Here is a 19,839-nt window from a genome sequence, read left to right as displayed (position 1 = left end):
TGCTCTTAATTCAAAAATCATGATTTACTTGAATCAAATGGATAAAGAGGAGAAAACTAAGCTTTATAAAGCGCTAGAGTCAGGTGAGAATACATTTGAGATCAAAATTGATGTAAATGAGAGACAATTTAGAGATACACAAAATTTTTATGATTTTGACTATCAAAAATACCTTTTTTCAAAGAATATCATAGGCCAATATCATTTAAGGGCTTATAAGTTAAGTGAGCTTAATCAAAATGGCTTTTTGCCCTTTTTAGCCCGTATGAAGATAAATTCAATTGATTACACACAGAAATATATGCCAGACAAGATCATGATGTATTTCAATGCTTTGGTACTTGGTGAAAGTAATTTTCTAAGTGAAAAGGACTTATATAGAACGCTTGGAATATCTCATGTGTTTGCGATATCAGGCATGCATTTTGGACTCTTATATTTATTTCTTAATACAATCATTAAGCTGCCACGTAGAATAAAGTCATGCCTTATCTTAATGCTTCTCTTTGGATATTGGGGTCTGGTAGGGTTTACTTATTCTGCCGGAAGGGCAGTCTTGCTTGTACTTTACATAGAGGTGGCGAGATCCTTATTAAGGAAGGTGGATGTGCTCAGTGGCATTGCATTTACAAACCTGGTATTATTATTAGTGTTCCCAAAATCCATATTATCAGTATCTTATCAATTGTCCTTTATAGCTTATCTATTAATAGCCTATTTTTACCAAAAATTTAATCTCAATGTCTGCAAATACAAATCCCTAAAGGCGCTACACTTTGCTCTATATATTCAAATTGTTTTCTTGCCAATCCAACTCTATTATTTTGGTGAGGCTAATGTATTTTCATTTATATCCAATATAATTCTAGTGCCCATGATCAGTATTCTTTTTCCACTCCTATTTATGGTGCCTTTTTTAGGCAATGTTATAAATCGTCTTCTAGAGTGTTTTATTTTATTGATTGAAAGTCTAGCAGGCAAGATGCCAATCAGATTAATACATGTTCAAGTGTTTACAGTTGATCAATTCAGAATACTTATGATAATGACGCTTGTATACTTTGCCCTTAAGTCTACAAATTTGAAACTGGGTAAGAGATCTTTTATAGGGTTGATAACACTGACAAGCCTTATCTTTATTACTTGTGGTTTTTCCCCTGAGCTTTCAGAAATTCACTTTATGGATGTTGGACATGGTGATTCAACCTTGATCATAGAGGGGCAATATAAAATTCTAATAGATACTGGCGATACTTATTCACCAATTGTTGAAATCCTAAATAAGAAGGGGATAAATCGCCTTAATGCAGTATTTTTAACACATGCACATGAGGATCATATTGGCGGTCTATCAGCCCTTCTTAAAGTGATTAAAGTAGATCAGATTTACTGTAATCAGGAAACCCTTGATAAGATAAAGGGACTTATACCAAATGAGACTGACGTGATCATGGTGGCTTCAATCATACAAGTCTACCTTGGAGAGGCCACCCTTAAGTTGATGCCCACTCGTTCAAGTGAGACTAACGACAATGCAATTGCCATTGAATATAGAGCAGCAACTGTAAATGGGATATTTTTAGGGGATATAAGCGGTCCAAATTATGAAAAATTACCATTTGAATCTCAAGAGATTACCTTTTTAAAAGTATCACATCATGGTTCAAAAACAGGTTTTAGTCAAAAATTCATAGACGAGCATAAGGTAAAATATGCTGTAATTTCTCACAATGAAAAATACCTGATGCCTAATAAAGATGTGCTTGACCTCTTGAATACATACAAAGTTATTGTTCTTGAAACTTATCGTTTGGGTGGCATTGAAATGTCACCTCAAGGGGTTAGGTCTTATTTTGATAAAGAATTGAACTAAAAGAACGTGGATTTTATAATTAGGCTTTCAATTTATTGCATTTGCTGATACTATTTTATAAGAACATTTATGAAGGAGTTTTATTTAATGGATTTTATGACTTACTACAAGCAATTGAGAAATAACGAAATTGCTCCTATAAATTTAATAACCGGTCAAGAGCAGTACTTAATCGACAATATCGTTAAGATGATTGAGACGAATTTCTTGATGGAGGCCTATAAGGAATTGAACTTTACGACGATTGAAGGCAGTTTTGATGTGGATCAATTTTTAAGTATTGCTGAAACCCTGCCTTTTTTTGACTCAAAGAGAATTGTTTATGTAAATAATGTCAACTTATTTAAAAATGTAAAAGATGAAGCAGAAGTAAAATTGATGTCATTCTTAAAATCAGTTCCTGAGCAAACGATCCTTGTTTTTGTTGAAAAAGACTTGGATAAGCGTAAAAAGCTCTATAAGTTATTTGAAAAAGAAGGGACTTTTGTTTCGATTGACAAGATGACCCATTCGGAGTTTGTAAAATGGGTTAACAAGAAATTTAAAGAATATCAAAAGCCAATTTCGAATCATGCCCTCAATTACTTCATAGAAATGAGTAATTATTTAGACAAGGAATCCAGTAAAAACCTATATGATGTTGACAACACAATCAAATCACTTTCCAATAACGAAGATGAAATTACTGAGCGTGTCATTAATCAATATTTAGAAATTCCGATAGAGCACAACATCTTTAAGATGATTGATGCCATCAGTGAGAAGAATATTCAGACCAGTTTGCTCATCCTAAATGAATTGGTAGGCAATGGGGAACCCGAAATCAAGGTGTTTTATTTGATTAATCAGCAGTTTAGAAATATATTGAAAACAAAATATCTCATTAAAAGTGGCTATTCAAGTAATATTGTTGCAACCAAACTTGGCATACATCCCTTTGTAGCCAAGAAAGCATCTCACTTTGCCAATCAATACACTTTTGAGTCCTTGCATAAAATTGTGGATATCATTGAAACCGTCGATATAGAAATGAAATCTACTGGACTTTCTCCTCATTTGTTAATAGAGAAGGCCTTATTTGAAATTCAAACGATCAACAAGTAGAAGATAGTAATTTAGTATAGATGAAGTATGAAATGTGGAATATGAATATGAATATGAATATGAATATAAAATGTGAGGCTATAAATAAAAGTCTTGAGGATGCTTTTTTTTTGTTATAGGCTAATTTTGAATAAGAATAGGCTAAAAAAAGGTGGCTTATAATTAAGGTGGGTTACAAAAATAAGGTAGGTTACAAAAAAGACGAAAGCGTACATATAAATGTACGCTTTTTAATATTTGATCAAATATTAAATTGACACGGTCTTTTTCGGGGAATTTCAAAATTATTAAAAGTAAACGTCTATTCAGCCGCAGCGTTTAATCTTTTTCTTAATCTTGAAACTTTTCTAGAAGCTGCATTCTTGTGGAATGTTCCTTTAGCACCAGCTTGAATCATTTTCTTTTCGAAGAATCTTAATTTTTCTTCAGCAAGATTTTTATCGCCAGATGCTAATGCTTCTAAGAATCTTTTTTCAGCAGTTTTAAGCGCTGATTTTCTAGCCTTATTAACAGCTGTTTTCTTGTTGATAACACTGATTCTCTTCTTTGCAGATTTAATATTAGCCATTCGTGTTCACCTCCCCGCAGTTTTTCAACAGACTAATTTTATCACGCACCTGATAAGAAATCAAGTTTTTTTTAAATATATTTGAGAAGGTTAACATCGTATGTTATAATTGTTAGGTACATTTTCAGAAGGAAGTTTAAACGTATTGCGTTTAGAATATACAGTCACTGTTAAGGAGGCATATAAATGTCTAGTGAAAGGCAAAAATATATAAGGAATTTTTCAATAATAGCACATATTGATCATGGTAAGTCTACACTTGCAGATCGTCTTATTGAGAAAACAGGCTTATTGACTCAAAGAGAAATGAAAGAGCAAATATTAGATAGTATGGATCTTGAAAGAGAACGTGGTATTACCATCAAGCTCCAAACAACGCGTCTTGTGTATAAGGCGAAGGATGGACATGAATATCTGCTTAATTTAATCGACACACCGGGCCATGTGGATTTTACTTATGAGGTATCACGATCGCTTGCAGCTTGCGAGGGTGCATTGCTTGTAGTAGATGCAACACAAGGTGTAGAAGCGCAAACACTTGCTAATGTTCATCTTGCTGATGAACAAGGGCTTGAAATCGTTCCAGTACTCAATAAAATTGATCTACCTAGTGCAAGACCAGATGAAATCATTCAAGAAATTGAAGAAATCATTGGGATCATCGCTGAAGATGCCCCATTAATATCTGCTAAAAACGGGCTTAATATTGAAGATGTTCTCGAAAGAATCGTAGAAGCTGTCCCACCACCAGATGGTGATGAAGATGCACCTCTTAAGGCCTTGATCTTCGATTCATACTATGACAGTTATAAAGGCGCAGTAGCTTTTGTTAGGATTATGGAAGGTTCTGTTAAAAAGGGCGACCAAATCATGATGATGGCAGCTGGCAAAAAGTTTGATGTCGTTGAAGTTGGTATTTCTGTTCCTGGACCAGTTCCTGTTGAAGAATTAAGAGCAGGAGATGTTGGTTACATCACTGCAAGTATCAAAAATGTAAAGGACTGTAGGGTTGGGGACACAATTACAAGTTCATTAAAACCAACTGCTGAGCCATTACCTGGATATAAAAAGGCGACCTCTATGGTCTTCTGTGGTATTTATCCAGCTGAAGGTGAAAGCTATGATGAGGTTAGAGATGCACTTGAGAAGCTACAATTAAACGATGCGGCATTATCATTTGAACCAGAGACTTCAGTGGCACTTGGTTTTGGATTTAGATGTGGTTTCCTTGGCTTACTTCATTTGGAGATCATCGAACAGAGGATAGATCGGGAGTTTGACCTTGATATCATTGCAACTGCACCTAGTGTAATTTATAGGATTACAACCAATAGTGGCGAAGTTATGATGATTCAAAATCCATCGAATTTACCGCCTGTTACTGAAATCAGTACAATGGAAGAACCAATTGTAAAAGCAAACATAATTGTACCAAATGAGTATGTTGGTAATATTATGGATCTTTGTCAAAATAGACGCGGTATCATGCTTCACATGGATTATCTTGATCCGAAGCGTGTAGTGCTGCATTATGAGCTCCCACTGAACGAAGTAATCTATGACTTCTTTGATGCCCTTAAATCAAAAACAAGAGGATATGGATCGCTTGATTATGAGTTCTTGGAGTATCGTGTATCAGAGCTTGTTAAGCTGGACATACTGCTTAATAAGGAAAATATTGACGCCTTCTCTATGATCGTTCATAAGACAAAAGCAGAGAGTAGGGGGAGAATCATATGTGAACGTTTGAAGGAAGTTATTCCACGTCAAATGTTCGTAATCCCTATTCAAGCAGCAGTAGGCTCCAAAGTAATCGCAAGAGAGACGATCAGCGCTATGCGTAAGGATGTTCTTGCCAAATGTTACGGTGGCGATATTTCGCGTAAGAAAAAACTATTAGAAAAGCAAAAAGAGGGTAAAAAGAAAATGAGACAGCTTGGTTCGGTAGAAGTACCACAACAAGCCTTTTTATCAGTTCTCAAATTTGACGATAATTAAGATTTAAGCAATCGGGGCTCTCCGATTGCTTTTTTATCCCTATAATGCTCAAAGGCATAAGACAAGATTAATCTGATTAAATGATAAAGGTTAAAGGTTAAAGGGCCTGTAATAGTCAGAAGATAAAGGAGGTTCAGATGAGTTTAATGGTAAATCAACTGGTAAGTCATGGTGAAATTAGTTTATATATTCATATTCCATTTTGTATTGAAAAATGCGCATATTGTGATTTTGTATCATATAAAGTGACCGATGCTGAAAAGAGTAATGCTGTGGAAAATTATATTTCAGCATTAAAGACCGAAATACAACTTTATTCAGACTTGCTTAAAGACTCAAAAATTAAAACGATTTTTATAGGTGGTGGTACACCTTCAAGTATTGAAGGGTCATATATACTTGAAATTGTTAATCAAATAAAGGCATTTAACACTTTAAAGGATTTGGAAGAGTTTACAATAGAAATCAATCCAGGGACCTTAAACGAGGAAAAAATTAATGCTTATTTATCGGCTGGTATCAACCGTATCAGTATGGGGGTTCAATCCGCTCAAGACACATTATTGAAATCAATTGGGCGAATACACACCTTTAACGAGTTTTTAACCACCTACAAGGGTCTCAGGGAACGTGGCTTTGATAATATCAATTTGGACTTGATGTTTGGCCTTCCAAATCAATCCATAGATGACATCAAATATACACTTAAAGTCATCAGTGAGCTTCAACCGGACCACATCTCCGCTTATGCACTAAAGTTAGAAGAAGGCACACCTATGTACAATGCTTATGAACGAGGCGAAATTAATTTACCCGATGAGGATACTGAAAGGGCCATGTATCATTTAATTGAAAGCGTTCTTAAAGATAATGGTTATGATCAATATGAAATTTCAAATTTTGCCAAGCCCAACAGGGAATCCAAACACAATCTGGTATACTGGGAAAATAAAGCCTATCTCGGACTAGGAATAGCCTCACACAGTAAAGTAGGCAATTTAAGGTTCAATAATTTTGCGAATTTTCCCCACTATATTAAAGCACTTGAACAGAAAATTAAACCGGTTGAAGAGGAAATACCTATTGAGGCAGATGAGGATTTGTTTGAAACCATTATGCTGGGTTTAAGACTCAACAAGGGGATTTCTGCGAAAGAAATAAACCTAAAGTACGAGCTTGATCTAATGTCAAAATACAAGAATGAAATTGAAAAGCTCATGAATCAAAAATTAATTGAATTAGATCATTCGGGTGATAGAATTTATTTAACAGCCCTTGGTAGAGACTTGTCTAATCAGGTATTCTTGGAGTTTATGGGTGAGTAATTAAGCGATTATAATTTGAAGTCATAGACTTGTTTATACTTCAAGTGAAATATAGTAGAGATTAAAAAAAACTGAGATTCAATTTTATTAACAGCTTGGAACATAGAGCTGTTTAGTAAGATTCGAATCTCTTTTATTCTATATCATGAGTTGTCATCTAGCGCAAAGGAAGAGTGGTAACTTGTGAAGAGTGGTTAGATGTGTTAAACAAAGTTCTGCGGTAAATGATTTTTAACGAATTGTAAATAGACTATAAATATTTTAAAAGAAGGTTGACAAGTCAAGCGGTTGGCGGTATATTATATATAGAATTAGCACTCCTTAAAGATGAGTGCTAACAGAAGGATGGTGATAAGATGTTATCTGAAAGACAACTTCGCATCTTGGAAGCAATCATCAGAGATTTTATAGACACAGCTCAACCGGTTGGCTCTAGGACGATTTCTAAAAAATATCCACTTGGAATCAGTTCTGCAACCATTAGAAATGAAATGGCAGATCTTGAGGAGCTTGGGTACTTAGAACAACCTCATACTTCAGCTGGCAGGGTACCATCAGAGCTTGGTTATCGTCTATATGTAGATTCCATGACCAACTTGCATACAATTGGTTTGGACCAAAAAGAACTGATACAATCGCTTCTATTAAAGAAAATTATCGAGGCAAATGATATTGCAGATCAATCCGCAAAGTTATTGGCGGATTTTACAGGACTTGTATCAGTTGTGACCATTCCTCAGTTCAATAAATGTCAGTTGGCCAATTTAAAGATGATTAAAGTCACCGATAAGAAAGTACTCTTAATCTTGGTTACAGATAACGGCATCGTCAAGAGCATTCAATTAGCACTTGCCAATACGGACCAATATATATTGGATAAAATTTCAGACACAATGCTATCGTTTTTAATGGGAGAAACCATCGAAAACATAGATGTCCGTGCCATATTGAAATTGAAGGAGAAGTTGAGTACCTTTGGAAATATTGTTGATTATCTAATTCCAATTTTAAAGGATGCTCTTAAGAACCTAGATGATAATGAAATTCACATTGCGGGTGAGCAAAACATTTTATCAATACTTGAATTTTCAGAATCAGAAAAGGCCAAACAAATCTTTAATTTTATGAAATCAGAGGATAATCTTAAAGGGTTGGTAGAAGTCGTTGATACAAATAAGCTCTCTATTAAAATAGGTTCAGAAATAGGTATTAAAGAACTTGAAGATTGTAGTGTCATTACATCCACCTATATGGTCGATGGCAAAAATGAAGGTAAAATACTCGTCATGGGGCCAAAGCGTATTGATTATGGCAATGTGATTTCAATTGTAAATTACATCAGCAATACATTATCAGATTTGTTTTCTGGTATATATTTATAAAACAACGAAAATGATTAAAAAGGATGAGACGGATGAGTAAGAAAAAGAAAGATCAAACACTTGCCGATGAAACGACTGTCGAGACAGATGAGGCTGTTATAAATGAGGCAAATGCTTCAGAAACTGCAGAATCAGATGACAAGAGTGAAAATGCACAAGAGCGTGATACACAAGAAAGCGGTGTAGAAGAGTTGAAAGCAGAAATTCAAAACCTAAATGATCGTTATTTAAGATTAAATGCAGAGTTCCAGAATTATAGAAAACGTGTAGAAAAAGAAAAAACAGATATTTTTAAATACGGTAACGAGAAGCTTATTATAGAAATGTTACCGATCATGGATAATTTTGAGCGTGCCTTATCTTCTTTCGAAGAGGACCATGCTGAAGATAAAGTCTTAAATGGCGTTAAGATGATTAAAAAATCTTTGGATGATTTCTTTGATAAGCACGAAGTAAAGAAAATTGAAGCCATTAATACGCCGTTTGACCCTGACAAACATCATGCTGTTATGACAGAAGAAGTTGAAGGCGTTGAAGGTGAAACTGTAGTGGCTGTCTTCCAAGAGGGCTACTTATTGGGTGACAAAGTCATTAGACCAAGTATGGTAAAGGTTTCAAATTAATAAGGCAGTAGGTAAAGGGGTCTTAAATGAGAGCTAGTGAGAACGTTTAAGCTCGTATCGAATATGAAGATTTTTTAAGGTAAATCTATTGAAAAACAGGACGACTTATTTATTGTCCGTTAAAAATAATAAAATTGACATTAGAAGGTTAAATTATAAGGAGGCAATTAAAATGGCTAAAATAATTGGTATTGACTTAGGAACCACAAACTCGTGTGTATCAGTATTAGAAGGCGGCGAGGCTGTCGTAATTCCTAACGCGGAAGGTAATAGAACAACACCATCTATCGTGGCGTTTACAAAAACAGGCGAAAGACTTGTTGGTGAAACTGCAAAAAGACAAGCAATCACAAATCCAGATAGAACAATTATTTCGATTAAAAGAGAAATGGGTAGAGACCACAAAGTTAAAATTGACGACAAAGTATACTCTCCACAAGAAATTTCAGCTATGATTCTTCAAAAATTAAAGGCAGATGCTGAAAGCTACTTAGGCGAAACAGTAACAGAAGCTGTAATCACTGTACCAGCATACTTTACGGATGCTCAAAGACAAGCGACTAAAGATGCAGGTAAAATCGCTGGTCTTGATGTAAAAAGAATCATCAATGAGCCAACAGCAGCTTCATTATCTTACGGTTTAGATAAAACAGACAAACAACACAAAATCATGGTATTCGACCTTGGTGGTGGTACATTCGACGTTTCGATTCTTGAAATCGGTGATGGTGTATTCGAAGTATTAGCGACAAACGGTAACAACCACTTGGGTGGTGACGATTTCGATAAAATCGTTATGGATCATTTAGCTGAGACATTTAAATCAGAGCATGGTGTAGACTTAAGAAACGACAAAATGGCGCTTCAAAGATTAAAAGAAGCTGCTGAAAAAGCTAAAAAAGAGCTTTCTACAACTCAATCAACTAACATTAACTTACCATTTATCACAGCTACTGCAGAAGGTCCACTTCACTTAAATATTGACTTAACACGTGCAAAATTTGAGCAATTAACTAAAAATCTTGTTGATATGACTATGGAACCAACTAAAAAAGCCCTTAAAGATGCTGGTTTAAATCCATCTGACATCGAACAAGTTATCCTAGTAGGTGGTTCTACAAGAATTCCTGCAGTTCAAGATGCTGTTAAGAAATTTACAAATAAAGAGCCACATAAAGGCGTGAACCCTGATGAGTGTGTTGCACTTGGTGCTGCAATTCAAGGTGGTGTCCTCTCTGGAGATGTTAAAGATGTATTATTACTTGATGTTACACCACTATCTTTAGGTATCGAGACTTTGGGTTCTGTATTTACTAAATTAATCGAAAGAAACACAACAATTCCTACTAAGAAAAGCCAAGTGTTCTCTACTGCTGCTGATAACCAAACAGCTGTTGATATCCATGTATTACAAGGTGAAAGACAGATGGCAAGCGATAACGTCACTTTAGGAAGATTCCAATTAGATGGTATTCCACCTGCAAGAAGAGGTGTTCCTCAAATTGAAGTAACATTTGATATTGATGCAAATGGTATCGTAAATGTTAGTGCTAAAGATCTTGGTACTGGAAAGGTTCAACACATCACAATTACAGCTTCAACGCACTTATCTGATGAAGAAATTGAGAAAAAAGTTAAGGAAGCTGAATTACACGCAGAAGAAGATCGTAAGAAAAAAGAATTAATTGAAGAAAGAAATAAAGCAGATAACATGATCTATGAAATTGAGAAATCATTAACGGATCTTGGTGATGAAGTTTCAGAAGCTGAAAAATCAGATATCAATGCTAAAATTGAAAAATTAAAAGCATCAATGTTGACAGAAGATACAGAAGCAATTAAAGCTGATTTTGAAGCACTTACAAATGCATTCCAACCATTGGCTCAAAAGCTATACGCTAAAGCTCAAGCTGAACAAGGACCGCAAGATATGGGTCAAGGTTCTGATGATAATGTTGACGAAGCAGATTACGAAGTGGTAGACTAATACAAGGCACCTTAGGGTGCCTTACTATTATAAATCGGTTTCAACCAGAAAGGCGGAATTTTAGTGAGTAAAAGCGATTATTATGAGTTGTTGGGTGTCGAGAGAAATGCAGATGAAAACGAACTCAAAAAAGCTTATAGAAAACTTGCGATGCAATACCATCCAGACAGAAATCCAGACAATGCAGAAGCAGAGGCTAAATTTAAAGAAATAAATGAAGCTTACGAGGTATTAAGCGACGCCGAAAAAAGACGCCTTTATGATCAATTTGGTCATGCCGGTGTAAATCAAAATGGTGGCGCAGGCGCTGGATTTGGCGGTTTTGATGGTTTTGGTGGCTTTGAAGATATCATAAATGAAATGTTTGGTGGGTTCGGATTTTCATCATCTTCATCTAGACGAAATGGTCCAAGAAAAGGTGCTGATGTCAGAGTTGATATAACTTTATCTTTTGAAGAAGCGGCTTTTGGCGTTAAAAAGAACATTGAATATTTAAGAACTGAAGAATGTGACGTTTGTCATGGCGCAGGAAATGAGCCTGGAACTTCAACCCATACGTGTACAACATGTAATGGAAAAGGTGAGGTTAGATATTCTCAAAGATCATTATTCGGAGAGTCTATAAGTGTTAAACCATGTACTGCATGTAAAGGTAAGGGAGAAATATTTGATACCCCATGCCACCAATGTAAGGGACACGGTAAAATTAAGAAGAGAATTTCAAAAGACATAGACATCCCAGCTGGGGTATTCCATGGCGCGAATATGCAGCTAAGAGGTGAAGGTGATTTAGGACAGAACGCAGGTCCACGAGGCGATGTAATCGTGGTTCTTAGAGTGACACCGCACAAACACTTTACACGTGATGGTAATGATATATATTATGATTTAAATATCTCCTATGCACAAGCTGTTTTGGGTGCAGAGGTTTTAGTACCAACACTTGATGGAAAAGCTAAGTTTGTTATTCCAGAAGGTACGCCTAGTGGTAAACAATTTAAACTTAAAGGCAAAGGCGTTCCAGTATTAAACGGATACGGAAGAGGCGACCAATATGTCAGAGTTATTGTGGAAATACCAAGAGGACTTAATAAGAAACAAAAAGAACTCCTTGAAGCGTTTGAGGCAGAAATGACGGGTAAAAAACCCACCGTCGATGAGACGTCAAAGGGTAAAAAAAAAAATGACAAAGGAATCCTAGGTAAAATGAAGGATGCTTTGAGCTAATTTAAAGAACTCTAAACTAAATCTCTTGTTTAACAAGAGATTTTTTTACGCAATTAAATGGTATAGGTATTGGTCTGTTGGTTAGTGAGGCCTCCTTATAATTTCAGCCTAGAAAAATAAAGTGATTTCATATATAATCAACATAGATTTTATAATGTAATTTGGGTATTAAATAGTATCACCATTAATCATAAGTGATTTATAATGGTTCTAATTCTAAGGGCGGTAACGAAACTCAATCTTACTAGGGTCTACTACAAGAAGAGCCACTTAAAAAAATTATAAGGGACATTATAAATCTTAAACTTAATAAAATAACGAGGAGAAATTTATGAGTTGGTTTGAAATTAAAATTAAAACAAGTGAAATGGCTATAGAAGCGGTTTCAAATATATTGTATGACGTTGGTGCAGGAGGTGTCATGATCCTTGATCCAAACGATCCTGATTTTCACAATCAAACTGAAGGCAAATGGGATTATTATGATCCACAAAACATATCCTTAGATTTTGAAGGTGTACTTGTAACGGGGTATCTTGAGAAGGAATCCATTGAAGAATCATTAAATACAATTAAGATGCGAATTGGACTTTTAAAAGAATTTGGGCTCGATCCAGGTTTGGGTGAAATATCATATGAAATCGTAAATCCAAAGGATTGGGAAAACGAGTGGAAGAAATATTTTAAACCCATTAGGCTTGGGGACCATATGGTCGTAAAACCAACTTGGGAAACGTTTGATGCCAAGGAAGGGGATATCATCATAGAAATAGACCCAGGTAATGCCTTTGGCTCTGGGACACATGAAACAACTTCTATGTGTATTGAAATGATAGAAAAGTACATGAAGTCAACGGATACAGTCATTGATGTCGGTTGTGGCAGTGGTATTCTTTCCATTGCAGCAGGTCTTTTAGGGGCTAAAGAAGTCGTAGCGGTTGATATAGATGAAAATGCTGTCAGAACGGCTAAAGAAAACATTGAGCATAATGGCTTAAGTGAAATATCAGACGTGAGACATGGTGACCTTGTTTCAGTAATCACTGAAAAAGGGGACCTCGTTGTGGCAAATATTATTGCAGAAATCATCGTGATGCTGGTTGATGATATTGATAAGGTGCTTAAAGAAAAGGCATATTTTATCGCATCAGGCATAATCTTGAGCCGCATTAAAATGGTAACTGACAAACTAGAATCTGCCGGATTTAAAATTCTTGAAGTTGTTGAAAAGGGTGAATGGGCAGTTGTTGTTTCACAAAAATAAGAATCAAAGGACTTGTTATGTATAAATTCTTTTTAAACCCGGAAGATAAGATTGATGATGGACATTTACTGATACATCATGAGGATTCAGTGAGACATCTGGAAAAATCTCTGAGAATAAATCTTGGCGAATTGGTTTCCTTTAGCGATGGTTCCATAAACTACATCGGTGAGGTGATCTATATATCGCCCAAGATGATTGAACTTAAAATTTTAGAGACCAAAGAGGCTGAAAATGAGTCCTCAATCAAAATTGATATTTATCAATGCCTTCCAAAGGGACAAAAGCTTGAATTGATTATTCAAAAGAATGTTGAGCTTGGTGTTAGAGACTTCTATTTGGTAGAATCTAAGCGATGTATCGTCGAGTTTAAGGGCAAGGATGTACAGAAAAAAATAGACCGTTTGGATAAAATTGCCCTTGAAGCGGCCAAACAGTCCAAGCGAGATTATATTTCAAAGGTAAAAGAAGTCCTCCCAATACAAAGGATTGGAGACTACTTAAAGGCATATGATTTGGTTTTAACCTTATATGAAGCAGAAGATCAATTGTTTATAAACGATGCCATAAAGGGTGTAGAGCCAAAATCCATTGCGGTAATCATAGGACCCGAGGGCGGATTCGAAGCTGCTGAAATAGATGCCTTAAGAGAATCAGACGCTAAAATTGTTACACTAGGCAAGCGTATATTGCGAACAGAAACAGCTGGCTTTACATGTGTGGCGTGTTTACAGTATGCACTTGGCGATTTGGCCTCAAAAGAGAAATAGATTAGGAGTTATTAAATGCATAAAGTCGCATTTGCAACACTGGGTTGCAAAACAAATCAGTACGAAACAGATGCCTTGATGGACTTGTTTTACAACCATCGTTTTGAGATTGTGGATTTTGAAGAATTTGCAAATGTCTATATAATTAACACTTGCACCGTTACGAATGTTGGGGACAAGAAATCAAGACAAATGATAAGAAGAGCCAAGAAAAACAATCCAGATGCGATTGTGGTCGTTATTGGCTGTTACGCTCAAATCTCACCTGATGAAGTATCTGCAATTGAAGATGTGGATATTGTCATTGGCACAGATGCCCGAGGTGGTATCATAAAGTACGTTGAAGACTATCAAAATGGTTTGACTGACAAGCCCTATGTTATCGTCAAGGATATCATGAAAATTAAGCAGTTTGAAGAGCTGACGGTTAAGCATATTAAGGAACATACGAGGGCTTTTATTAAGATACAAGAAGGGTGCAATCAGTTCTGCTCCTACTGTATTATTCCTTATGCAAGGGGACAAGTCCGTAGTAGATCACTTGACAATATTGTTACAGAGATATCAGAACTCGTAAAACAAGGCTACAAGGAATTCGTCTTAACAGGCATACACATAGGGTCATATGGACTAGATCTTGAATCCATTGGGCTAATTGACTTAATGGAAGCCATTCATCGCATTGAGGGCCTTGAACGTATTAGGCTTGGTTCCATCGAACCAAGATTGATAACGGCATCGTTTGTGGAAAGATTGAGTAAGCTTGATAAAGTGTGTGATCACTTCCATCTGTCCATGCAAAGTGGTTCTGATTCAGTCCTTAAAAGAATGAATCGTAAATATACAAGTGATGAATATGACAAAGCAGTTCAAGCTTTAAGACAAGTCTATAAAAATCCTTCAATTACCACAGATATTATTGTTGGATTTCCAGGCGAAACTGATGCTGAGTTTGATGAAACCTATAAGTTTGTTGAGCATATTCACTTTAGTGAAATTCACGTCTTTAAATTTTCAAAGCGTGAAGGTACACCTGCTGCTAAAATGAAGGATCAAGTCAGTGGCGACGTTAAAAAGCTACGAAGCGAAAAACTGATTCAACTTGGAAATCAAATGACACTTGACTACTTGGAGGCTTACAAAGGCGAAATCCTAAACGTCCTCTTTGAAGAGTTTAAAGACGGGTACTGGGTAGGACACACCACTAATTATATTAAGGTTTTAGTTAAGGGTGATGCACATCAGAACTTAATTAAGCAAATTTACAATTGTGAAATCACAGGTTTGGATGGGCATGAACTCATTGGTAAAATTATTTCTTAAAATGTTAAAAATATTTTGAGACTTCCATGATATTTTGATATAATCAAATATGATATAGACCCTAATTATTATATTAGGATTAATATCGATTGGTTTATTTTATACAGACATATGAGAGGAGGTGTTATAGTGGATTGTTTATTTTGTAAGATCATTAACGGCGAAATTCCATCGTCAAAAGTTTATGAAGATGAACTTGTCTATGCATTTGAAGACATCAATCCGAGTGCGCCTGTCCATGTTCTCATAGTTCCTAAAGTGCACATTGCTTCAATAGAAGAAATGGAAGAAGAACATATTAATCTCATAGGACATTTGCACCTCGTGGCATCTAAAATTGCCAAGGAAAATAATATTGACGAGAGTGGCTACCGTTTGCTTACAAATGTCGGTAAAGACGGAGGTCAAAGTGTTTTCCATCTTCATTATCACTTGCTTGGCGGAAGGTCATTACAGTGGCCACCAGGTTAAAAATGACTATAAAAATGTATTGCATTTATAGCGTTTTTAGTGTATAATTACGAAGTATGTTCTAGGTACATTCCTCTGTACTATTAAAGAATCTATTAACGGAGGGAGGGAATGTGAATGTCTGGCATCAAAGTAGGAGAAAATGAAAGCATCGATAGTGCTTTAAAGAGATTTAAGAGAGAAACTTCAAAAGCTGGCGTAATGGCTGAGATCAAGAAGAGAAGACATTACGAAAAGCCTAGTGTAAGACGTAAGAAAAAATCTGAAGCAGCTAGAAAGAAAAAAAGACGTCAAGCTTAAAGAAAGGGTGAAAATATGTCACTTGCTAGTAAGCTGACTGATGATTTGAAAGATGCTATGAGAGAAAAAGACAAAGTGAGAAAGTCTGTGATCACGATGCTTCGTGCTGCAATTAAGCAAATCGAAGTGGATGAGAGAAGAGAACTTTCTGAGGACGATGTCATTGATATCATTGCGAAACAAATCAAGCAGAAAAAAGGCGCCATTGAGGATTTTTCCAAGGGTGGACGCGACGACTTAGTTGAAATGACTAAGGCAGAGATCGATATACTCATGACTTATTTGCCTGAACAACTCACTGAAGAAGCAATTGTTGATATTATTGCGAAAGCAATTGAGACAACAGGAGCAGCTTCAATGAAGGAAATGGGTAAAGTAATGGGAATCGTTTCAGAAGCTACAAAAGGTAAAGCGGACGGGAAGCTTGTTGCTGACCTCGTCAAGAAATCTTTATCAAAATAAGTTCTGTTATTTTAACAGTTGATTAAATAGCACTTTCCGTAAGGAAGGTGCTATTAATTTTTATGAAAAATTAGGATTTTCTGCAATTGATTTTAAATCAGATAGATTTTAAATCAATTGTATGAAGGTCCTTTTTATTTTGTTTAGCTTACTCTTAGCCTAAAGGTTTTATGAGGGATTGATTTTATCTTTTTTAAGGGTCAATGTTAAATAATTAAAATCCGTATTTTACACCTTACTTGAATTAGAATGCATGAAAAAGAATATTTTTAATATCTTTCATATTTATGATAAAATAATAGAAAGCGTCATGCATTATTAGGAGGTAAAATGTCAGAAGTTACAGTTAAAAAAATGATTCTAAATGACTTTAATGCATTGCATTTGCTGTTTGGAAATTTAGATGAAAATATTAAAATAATTGAGAAGCACTATAATGTTAATATAACTTCAAGAGATGGTGAAATCTTTTTAAAGGGTGATTTGGAACAAGTAAATCAAGTTGAAGAAGTAATCAGTAGTCTGATAAGAACCATTGAATCCGGTGAGATTATTGACCGTCAACGCATTAATTATGTGATACAGTCTGTAAAAGTAGGCGATAGTAATCAATTAGAAGATCTCAATAAATCATTTGTCTGTGTCACGGCTAGGGGAAAATACATTAAACCCAAAACCATTGGCCAAGGTCATTACATTAAGGCAATCCAACAAAATGATGTGACATTTGGGATCGGACCTGCAGGTACTGGTAAAACCTATTTGGCGGTGGCGATGGCAGTGCGTGCTTTCAAAAACAATGAAGTCAATCGGATCATAATTACAAGACCTGCTGTTGAAGCTGGTGAAAGTCTAGGGTTTTTACCAGGTGATTTACAAATGAAAGTTGATCCCTACCTAAGACCACTCTACGATGCCCTTTATGATATTTTGGGTTCTGAGACCTACAATAGTTATAAGGAACGCGGGCTTATTGAGGTTGCGCCACTTGCCTATATGAGAGGGAGAACACTTGACAACTCCTTCATCATCCTAGATGAAGCACAGAATACAACAAAAGAGCAGATGAAGATGTTCTTAACACGATTTGGATTCGGTTCCAAAGTAATCGTCAACGGAGACGTAACTCAAATCGACTTGCCATCAGGCAAAAAGTCAGGCCTTGTCAACGCTATAGAAGTATTAAAGAACGTCGATGGTATCAGTTTTATGTATCTAACGGAAAGAGATGTGGTTAGACACGAATTGGTTAAAAAAATCATCGTCAGCTATGACCAGTACGAGAAAAAGCAAAAATATGCAGAAAGTAAAAAGCAAGACAAGAATAAGAATCTCTATAGAAAAAATAAGCCAGGCAATTAAAGGTGATTCAAAGAATCAACTGGAGGCAGTGATGGATAAAATCAAGAGAAAAACGAGACTTAGACTCAAAAATAGAAATCGAATTACAAACATCTTCGTGATGATTGCAAGCTTTATTGTCGTATTTTTTTTGTTTAACCAATCGGTCTTTAATGGCATTTATGACTATCAAGTGGGTGACATAGCAAAATCCGATATATATTTAATCAAGGATGTCGTTGATCAAAAAGCAACTCAGGTCTTAAAAGAGAAAACGGCCTTAGAAGTAGAACCGATCATGACCATTGATTTTTCTAAGCAGGTAGAGACTAAAAAACAACTCAATGAGTTTTTTGGAAGACTACTAGAGCTTAAGGAAGATTATGCCAATGATCCTGAACTCTTTAAACGCGTCTATTCTGGAATTGAGAGTAAAAACCCCTTCGGGTTTGATGAGAAAGCGCTTCAATCTATTGCCATGATGTCTGTTGAACGGATTACCCTGATTAAGAATTATGCCATGGATATCACACAAGAAAATATGTCGAATGGCATAGAAGTCAGTGAGATAGAAAGTATAACTGAGGGTATAGAGACGTTTGTTGAAAACCTTGCTGATATTGGTGATAACGACAAGATTATCTTATTAAAGTTTATTAAAGGGTCCTTAAAGGCAAATAAGTTTGTCGATCAGGAGAAAACAGATAAAAAAATTGAAAATGAGGTCAGTAAAATTGATGACATCGTTTATCCAGCGGGTACCTTACTTATATCTAAAGGATCTAGCATTACAGAGCGAGAATTAACCATATTAAAAGACGGCAACATGATGATTGAGTCAAGTAGAGACCATATACTCAATTTACTCGGACTCGTGGGGATGTTGATCTTGGTTTGGGTTATCAATCATCTGTATTTGGTCTACTTCGAAAGACATGTACTTGAGAAATCAAGAGAGTATATTATCCTCATGTCCATGTTTGTCATGGTCTTTGCCAGCTCTAAGTTATTTGCATCTTTTTCGATCTACCTTATTCCAATACCTGTATTTGCAATGCTTATTGGCATACTCCTGACGCCAAATCTCGTAAAATTTTACGGGACCACATTAATTATGCTAATCAGTATTTGGCTTGGTTTGCCTTCACACGTAACGCTCATGTACTTAATGAGCATTTTGACGGTGAGTTTGTTTTTAAGAAACGTAAAGCTCAGATCGCAAATCATGATGATTGGCATTTATGCCTCTCTGGTCATGCTGGTCTTTACCCTAATGGAGACCTTAATATTTAAAACTTATAATGAGAACTTGCTGGTCAGACTTTTTATGATTTTAATGAATGGCGCAATTTCTTCTATTATAACGCTTGGCACTTTGCCTTTTTTCGAAACCATATTTCAAATTTTAACGCCTTTTAAGCTTCTTGAACTTTCGAACCCCAATAGAGAGCTCCTAAAGCGGTTGTTGGTGGAGGCACCAGGCACTTATCATCACAGTATTCTGGTTGGTAATCTGGCTGAGACAGCAGCACACGATATAGGTGCCAATAGTATGCTTGCAAGGGTAGGCTCTTTCTACCATGATATAGGAAAACTTGAAAGACCCTACTATTTTAAAGAGAATCAGGTTGGACATGAAAATCCTCATGACAAGCTGCCGCCGCAAGTCAGTGCCAACATCATAAGAAACCACACCCTATTTGGAGTTGAATTAGCTGAAAAAAACAAACTGCCAGAAGAAATCCTTCAAATTATTAGAGAGCATCATGGAACGTCACTCATTAAGTATTTTTATCATCAAGAAAAGACCAAGAACAATGC

Annotated in this window: 17 protein-coding genes; 16 read left to right on the top strand and 1 reads right to left on the bottom strand. The window is 35.8% G+C overall.

Annotated features, from left to right (window positions below; genetic code table 11):
* On the top strand, positions 1-1,873 hold a 1,873-nt coding region (locus AC220I_RS07380), incomplete at its 5' end, for a DNA internalization-related competence protein ComEC/Rec2 (protein ID WP_486723169.1).
* 87 nt (positions 1,874-1,960) lie between these two features.
* Positions 1,961-2,977 carry a DNA polymerase III subunit delta gene (holA, locus tag AC220I_RS07375; RefSeq protein ID WP_486723168.1) on the top strand — a complete coding sequence of 339 codons (1,017 nt, stop codon included), beginning with the start codon at positions 1,961-1,963 and terminating at the stop codon, positions 2,975-2,977.
* A gap of 301 nt (positions 2,978-3,278) precedes the next feature.
* Here the strand turns inward: holA and rpsT are convergent, their stop codons facing one another.
* The gene (gene rpsT / locus AC220I_RS07370; protein WP_486723167.1) at positions 3,279-3,545 is read right to left on the bottom strand and encodes a 30S ribosomal protein S20; all 267 of its coding nucleotides are present in this window, start codon (positions 3,543-3,545) and stop codon (positions 3,279-3,281) included.
* Between the two features lie 186 nt (positions 3,546-3,731).
* On the opposite strand from rpsT, the gene lepA reads away from it, so the two are divergent.
* From lepA to AC220I_RS07300, 14 genes are all read left to right on the top strand, one after another.
* Positions 3,732-5,543: a translation elongation factor 4 gene (lepA, locus tag AC220I_RS07365; protein ID WP_486723166.1), complete on the top strand. Its 1,812-nt coding sequence runs from the start codon at positions 3,732-3,734 to the stop codon at positions 5,541-5,543.
* Positions 5,544-5,680: 137 nt separating this feature from the next.
* On the top strand, positions 5,681-6,868 hold the full coding sequence (gene hemW / locus AC220I_RS07360) for a radical SAM family heme chaperone HemW (protein ID WP_486723165.1): 1,188 nt from the start codon (positions 5,681-5,683) through the stop codon (positions 6,866-6,868).
* 356 nt (positions 6,869-7,224) lie between these two features.
* Entirely contained in the window at positions 7,225-8,250 is a 1,026-nt protein-coding gene (gene hrcA / locus AC220I_RS07355) for a heat-inducible transcriptional repressor HrcA (protein ID WP_486723164.1), read from the top strand.
* A gap of 32 nt (positions 8,251-8,282) precedes the next feature.
* Entirely contained in the window at positions 8,283-8,873 is a 591-nt protein-coding gene (gene grpE / locus AC220I_RS07350) for a nucleotide exchange factor GrpE (protein WP_486723163.1), read from the top strand.
* A gap of 172 nt (positions 8,874-9,045) precedes the next feature.
* A complete protein-coding gene (gene dnaK / locus AC220I_RS07345) occupies positions 9,046-10,860 on the top strand; it encodes a molecular chaperone DnaK (protein ID WP_486723162.1) in 1,815 nt (604 codons plus the stop codon).
* 63 nt (positions 10,861-10,923) lie between these two features.
* A complete protein-coding gene (gene dnaJ / locus AC220I_RS07340) occupies positions 10,924-12,087 on the top strand; it encodes a molecular chaperone DnaJ (protein WP_486723161.1) in 1,164 nt (387 codons plus the stop codon).
* Between the two features lie 331 nt (positions 12,088-12,418).
* A complete protein-coding gene (prmA, locus tag AC220I_RS07335) occupies positions 12,419-13,351 on the top strand; it encodes a 50S ribosomal protein L11 methyltransferase (RefSeq protein WP_486723160.1) in 933 nt (310 codons plus the stop codon).
* A 17-nt stretch (positions 13,352-13,368) separates the two neighbouring features.
* Entirely contained in the window at positions 13,369-14,121 is a 753-nt protein-coding gene (locus AC220I_RS07330) for an RsmE family RNA methyltransferase (protein WP_486723159.1), read from the top strand.
* 15 nt (positions 14,122-14,136) lie between these two features.
* The gene (mtaB, locus tag AC220I_RS07325) at positions 14,137-15,444 is read left to right on the top strand and encodes a tRNA (N(6)-L-threonylcarbamoyladenosine(37)-C(2))-methylthiotransferase MtaB (protein WP_486723158.1); all 1,308 of its coding nucleotides are present in this window, start codon (positions 14,137-14,139) and stop codon (positions 15,442-15,444) included.
* Between the two features lie 126 nt (positions 15,445-15,570).
* The gene (locus AC220I_RS07320; RefSeq protein WP_486723170.1) at positions 15,571-15,915 is read left to right on the top strand and encodes a histidine triad nucleotide-binding protein; all 345 of its coding nucleotides are present in this window, start codon (positions 15,571-15,573) and stop codon (positions 15,913-15,915) included.
* A gap of 117 nt (positions 15,916-16,032) precedes the next feature.
* Positions 16,033-16,215, top strand: coding sequence for a 30S ribosomal protein S21 (gene rpsU / locus AC220I_RS07315; protein ID WP_486723157.1), 183 nt, complete (start codon positions 16,033-16,035; stop codon positions 16,213-16,215).
* Positions 16,216-16,230: 15 nt separating this feature from the next.
* Positions 16,231-16,677: a GatB/YqeY domain-containing protein gene (locus AC220I_RS07310; protein WP_486723156.1), complete on the top strand. Its 447-nt coding sequence runs from the start codon at positions 16,231-16,233 to the stop codon at positions 16,675-16,677.
* A gap of 330 nt (positions 16,678-17,007) precedes the next feature.
* On the top strand, positions 17,008-18,039 hold the full coding sequence (locus AC220I_RS07305) for a PhoH family protein (RefSeq protein ID WP_486723155.1): 1,032 nt from the start codon (positions 17,008-17,010) through the stop codon (positions 18,037-18,039).
* A 31-nt stretch (positions 18,040-18,070) separates the two neighbouring features.
* The coding region (locus AC220I_RS07300; RefSeq protein WP_486723154.1) for an HD family phosphohydrolase at positions 18,071-19,839 on the top strand (1,769 nt) is incomplete at its 3' end.

The sequence above is a fragment of the Fusibacter sp. genome (assembly GCF_057447755.1).
The sequence above is the reverse complement of the archived record's forward strand: the minus strand, read 5'-3'. Positions and strand labels throughout refer to the sequence as shown.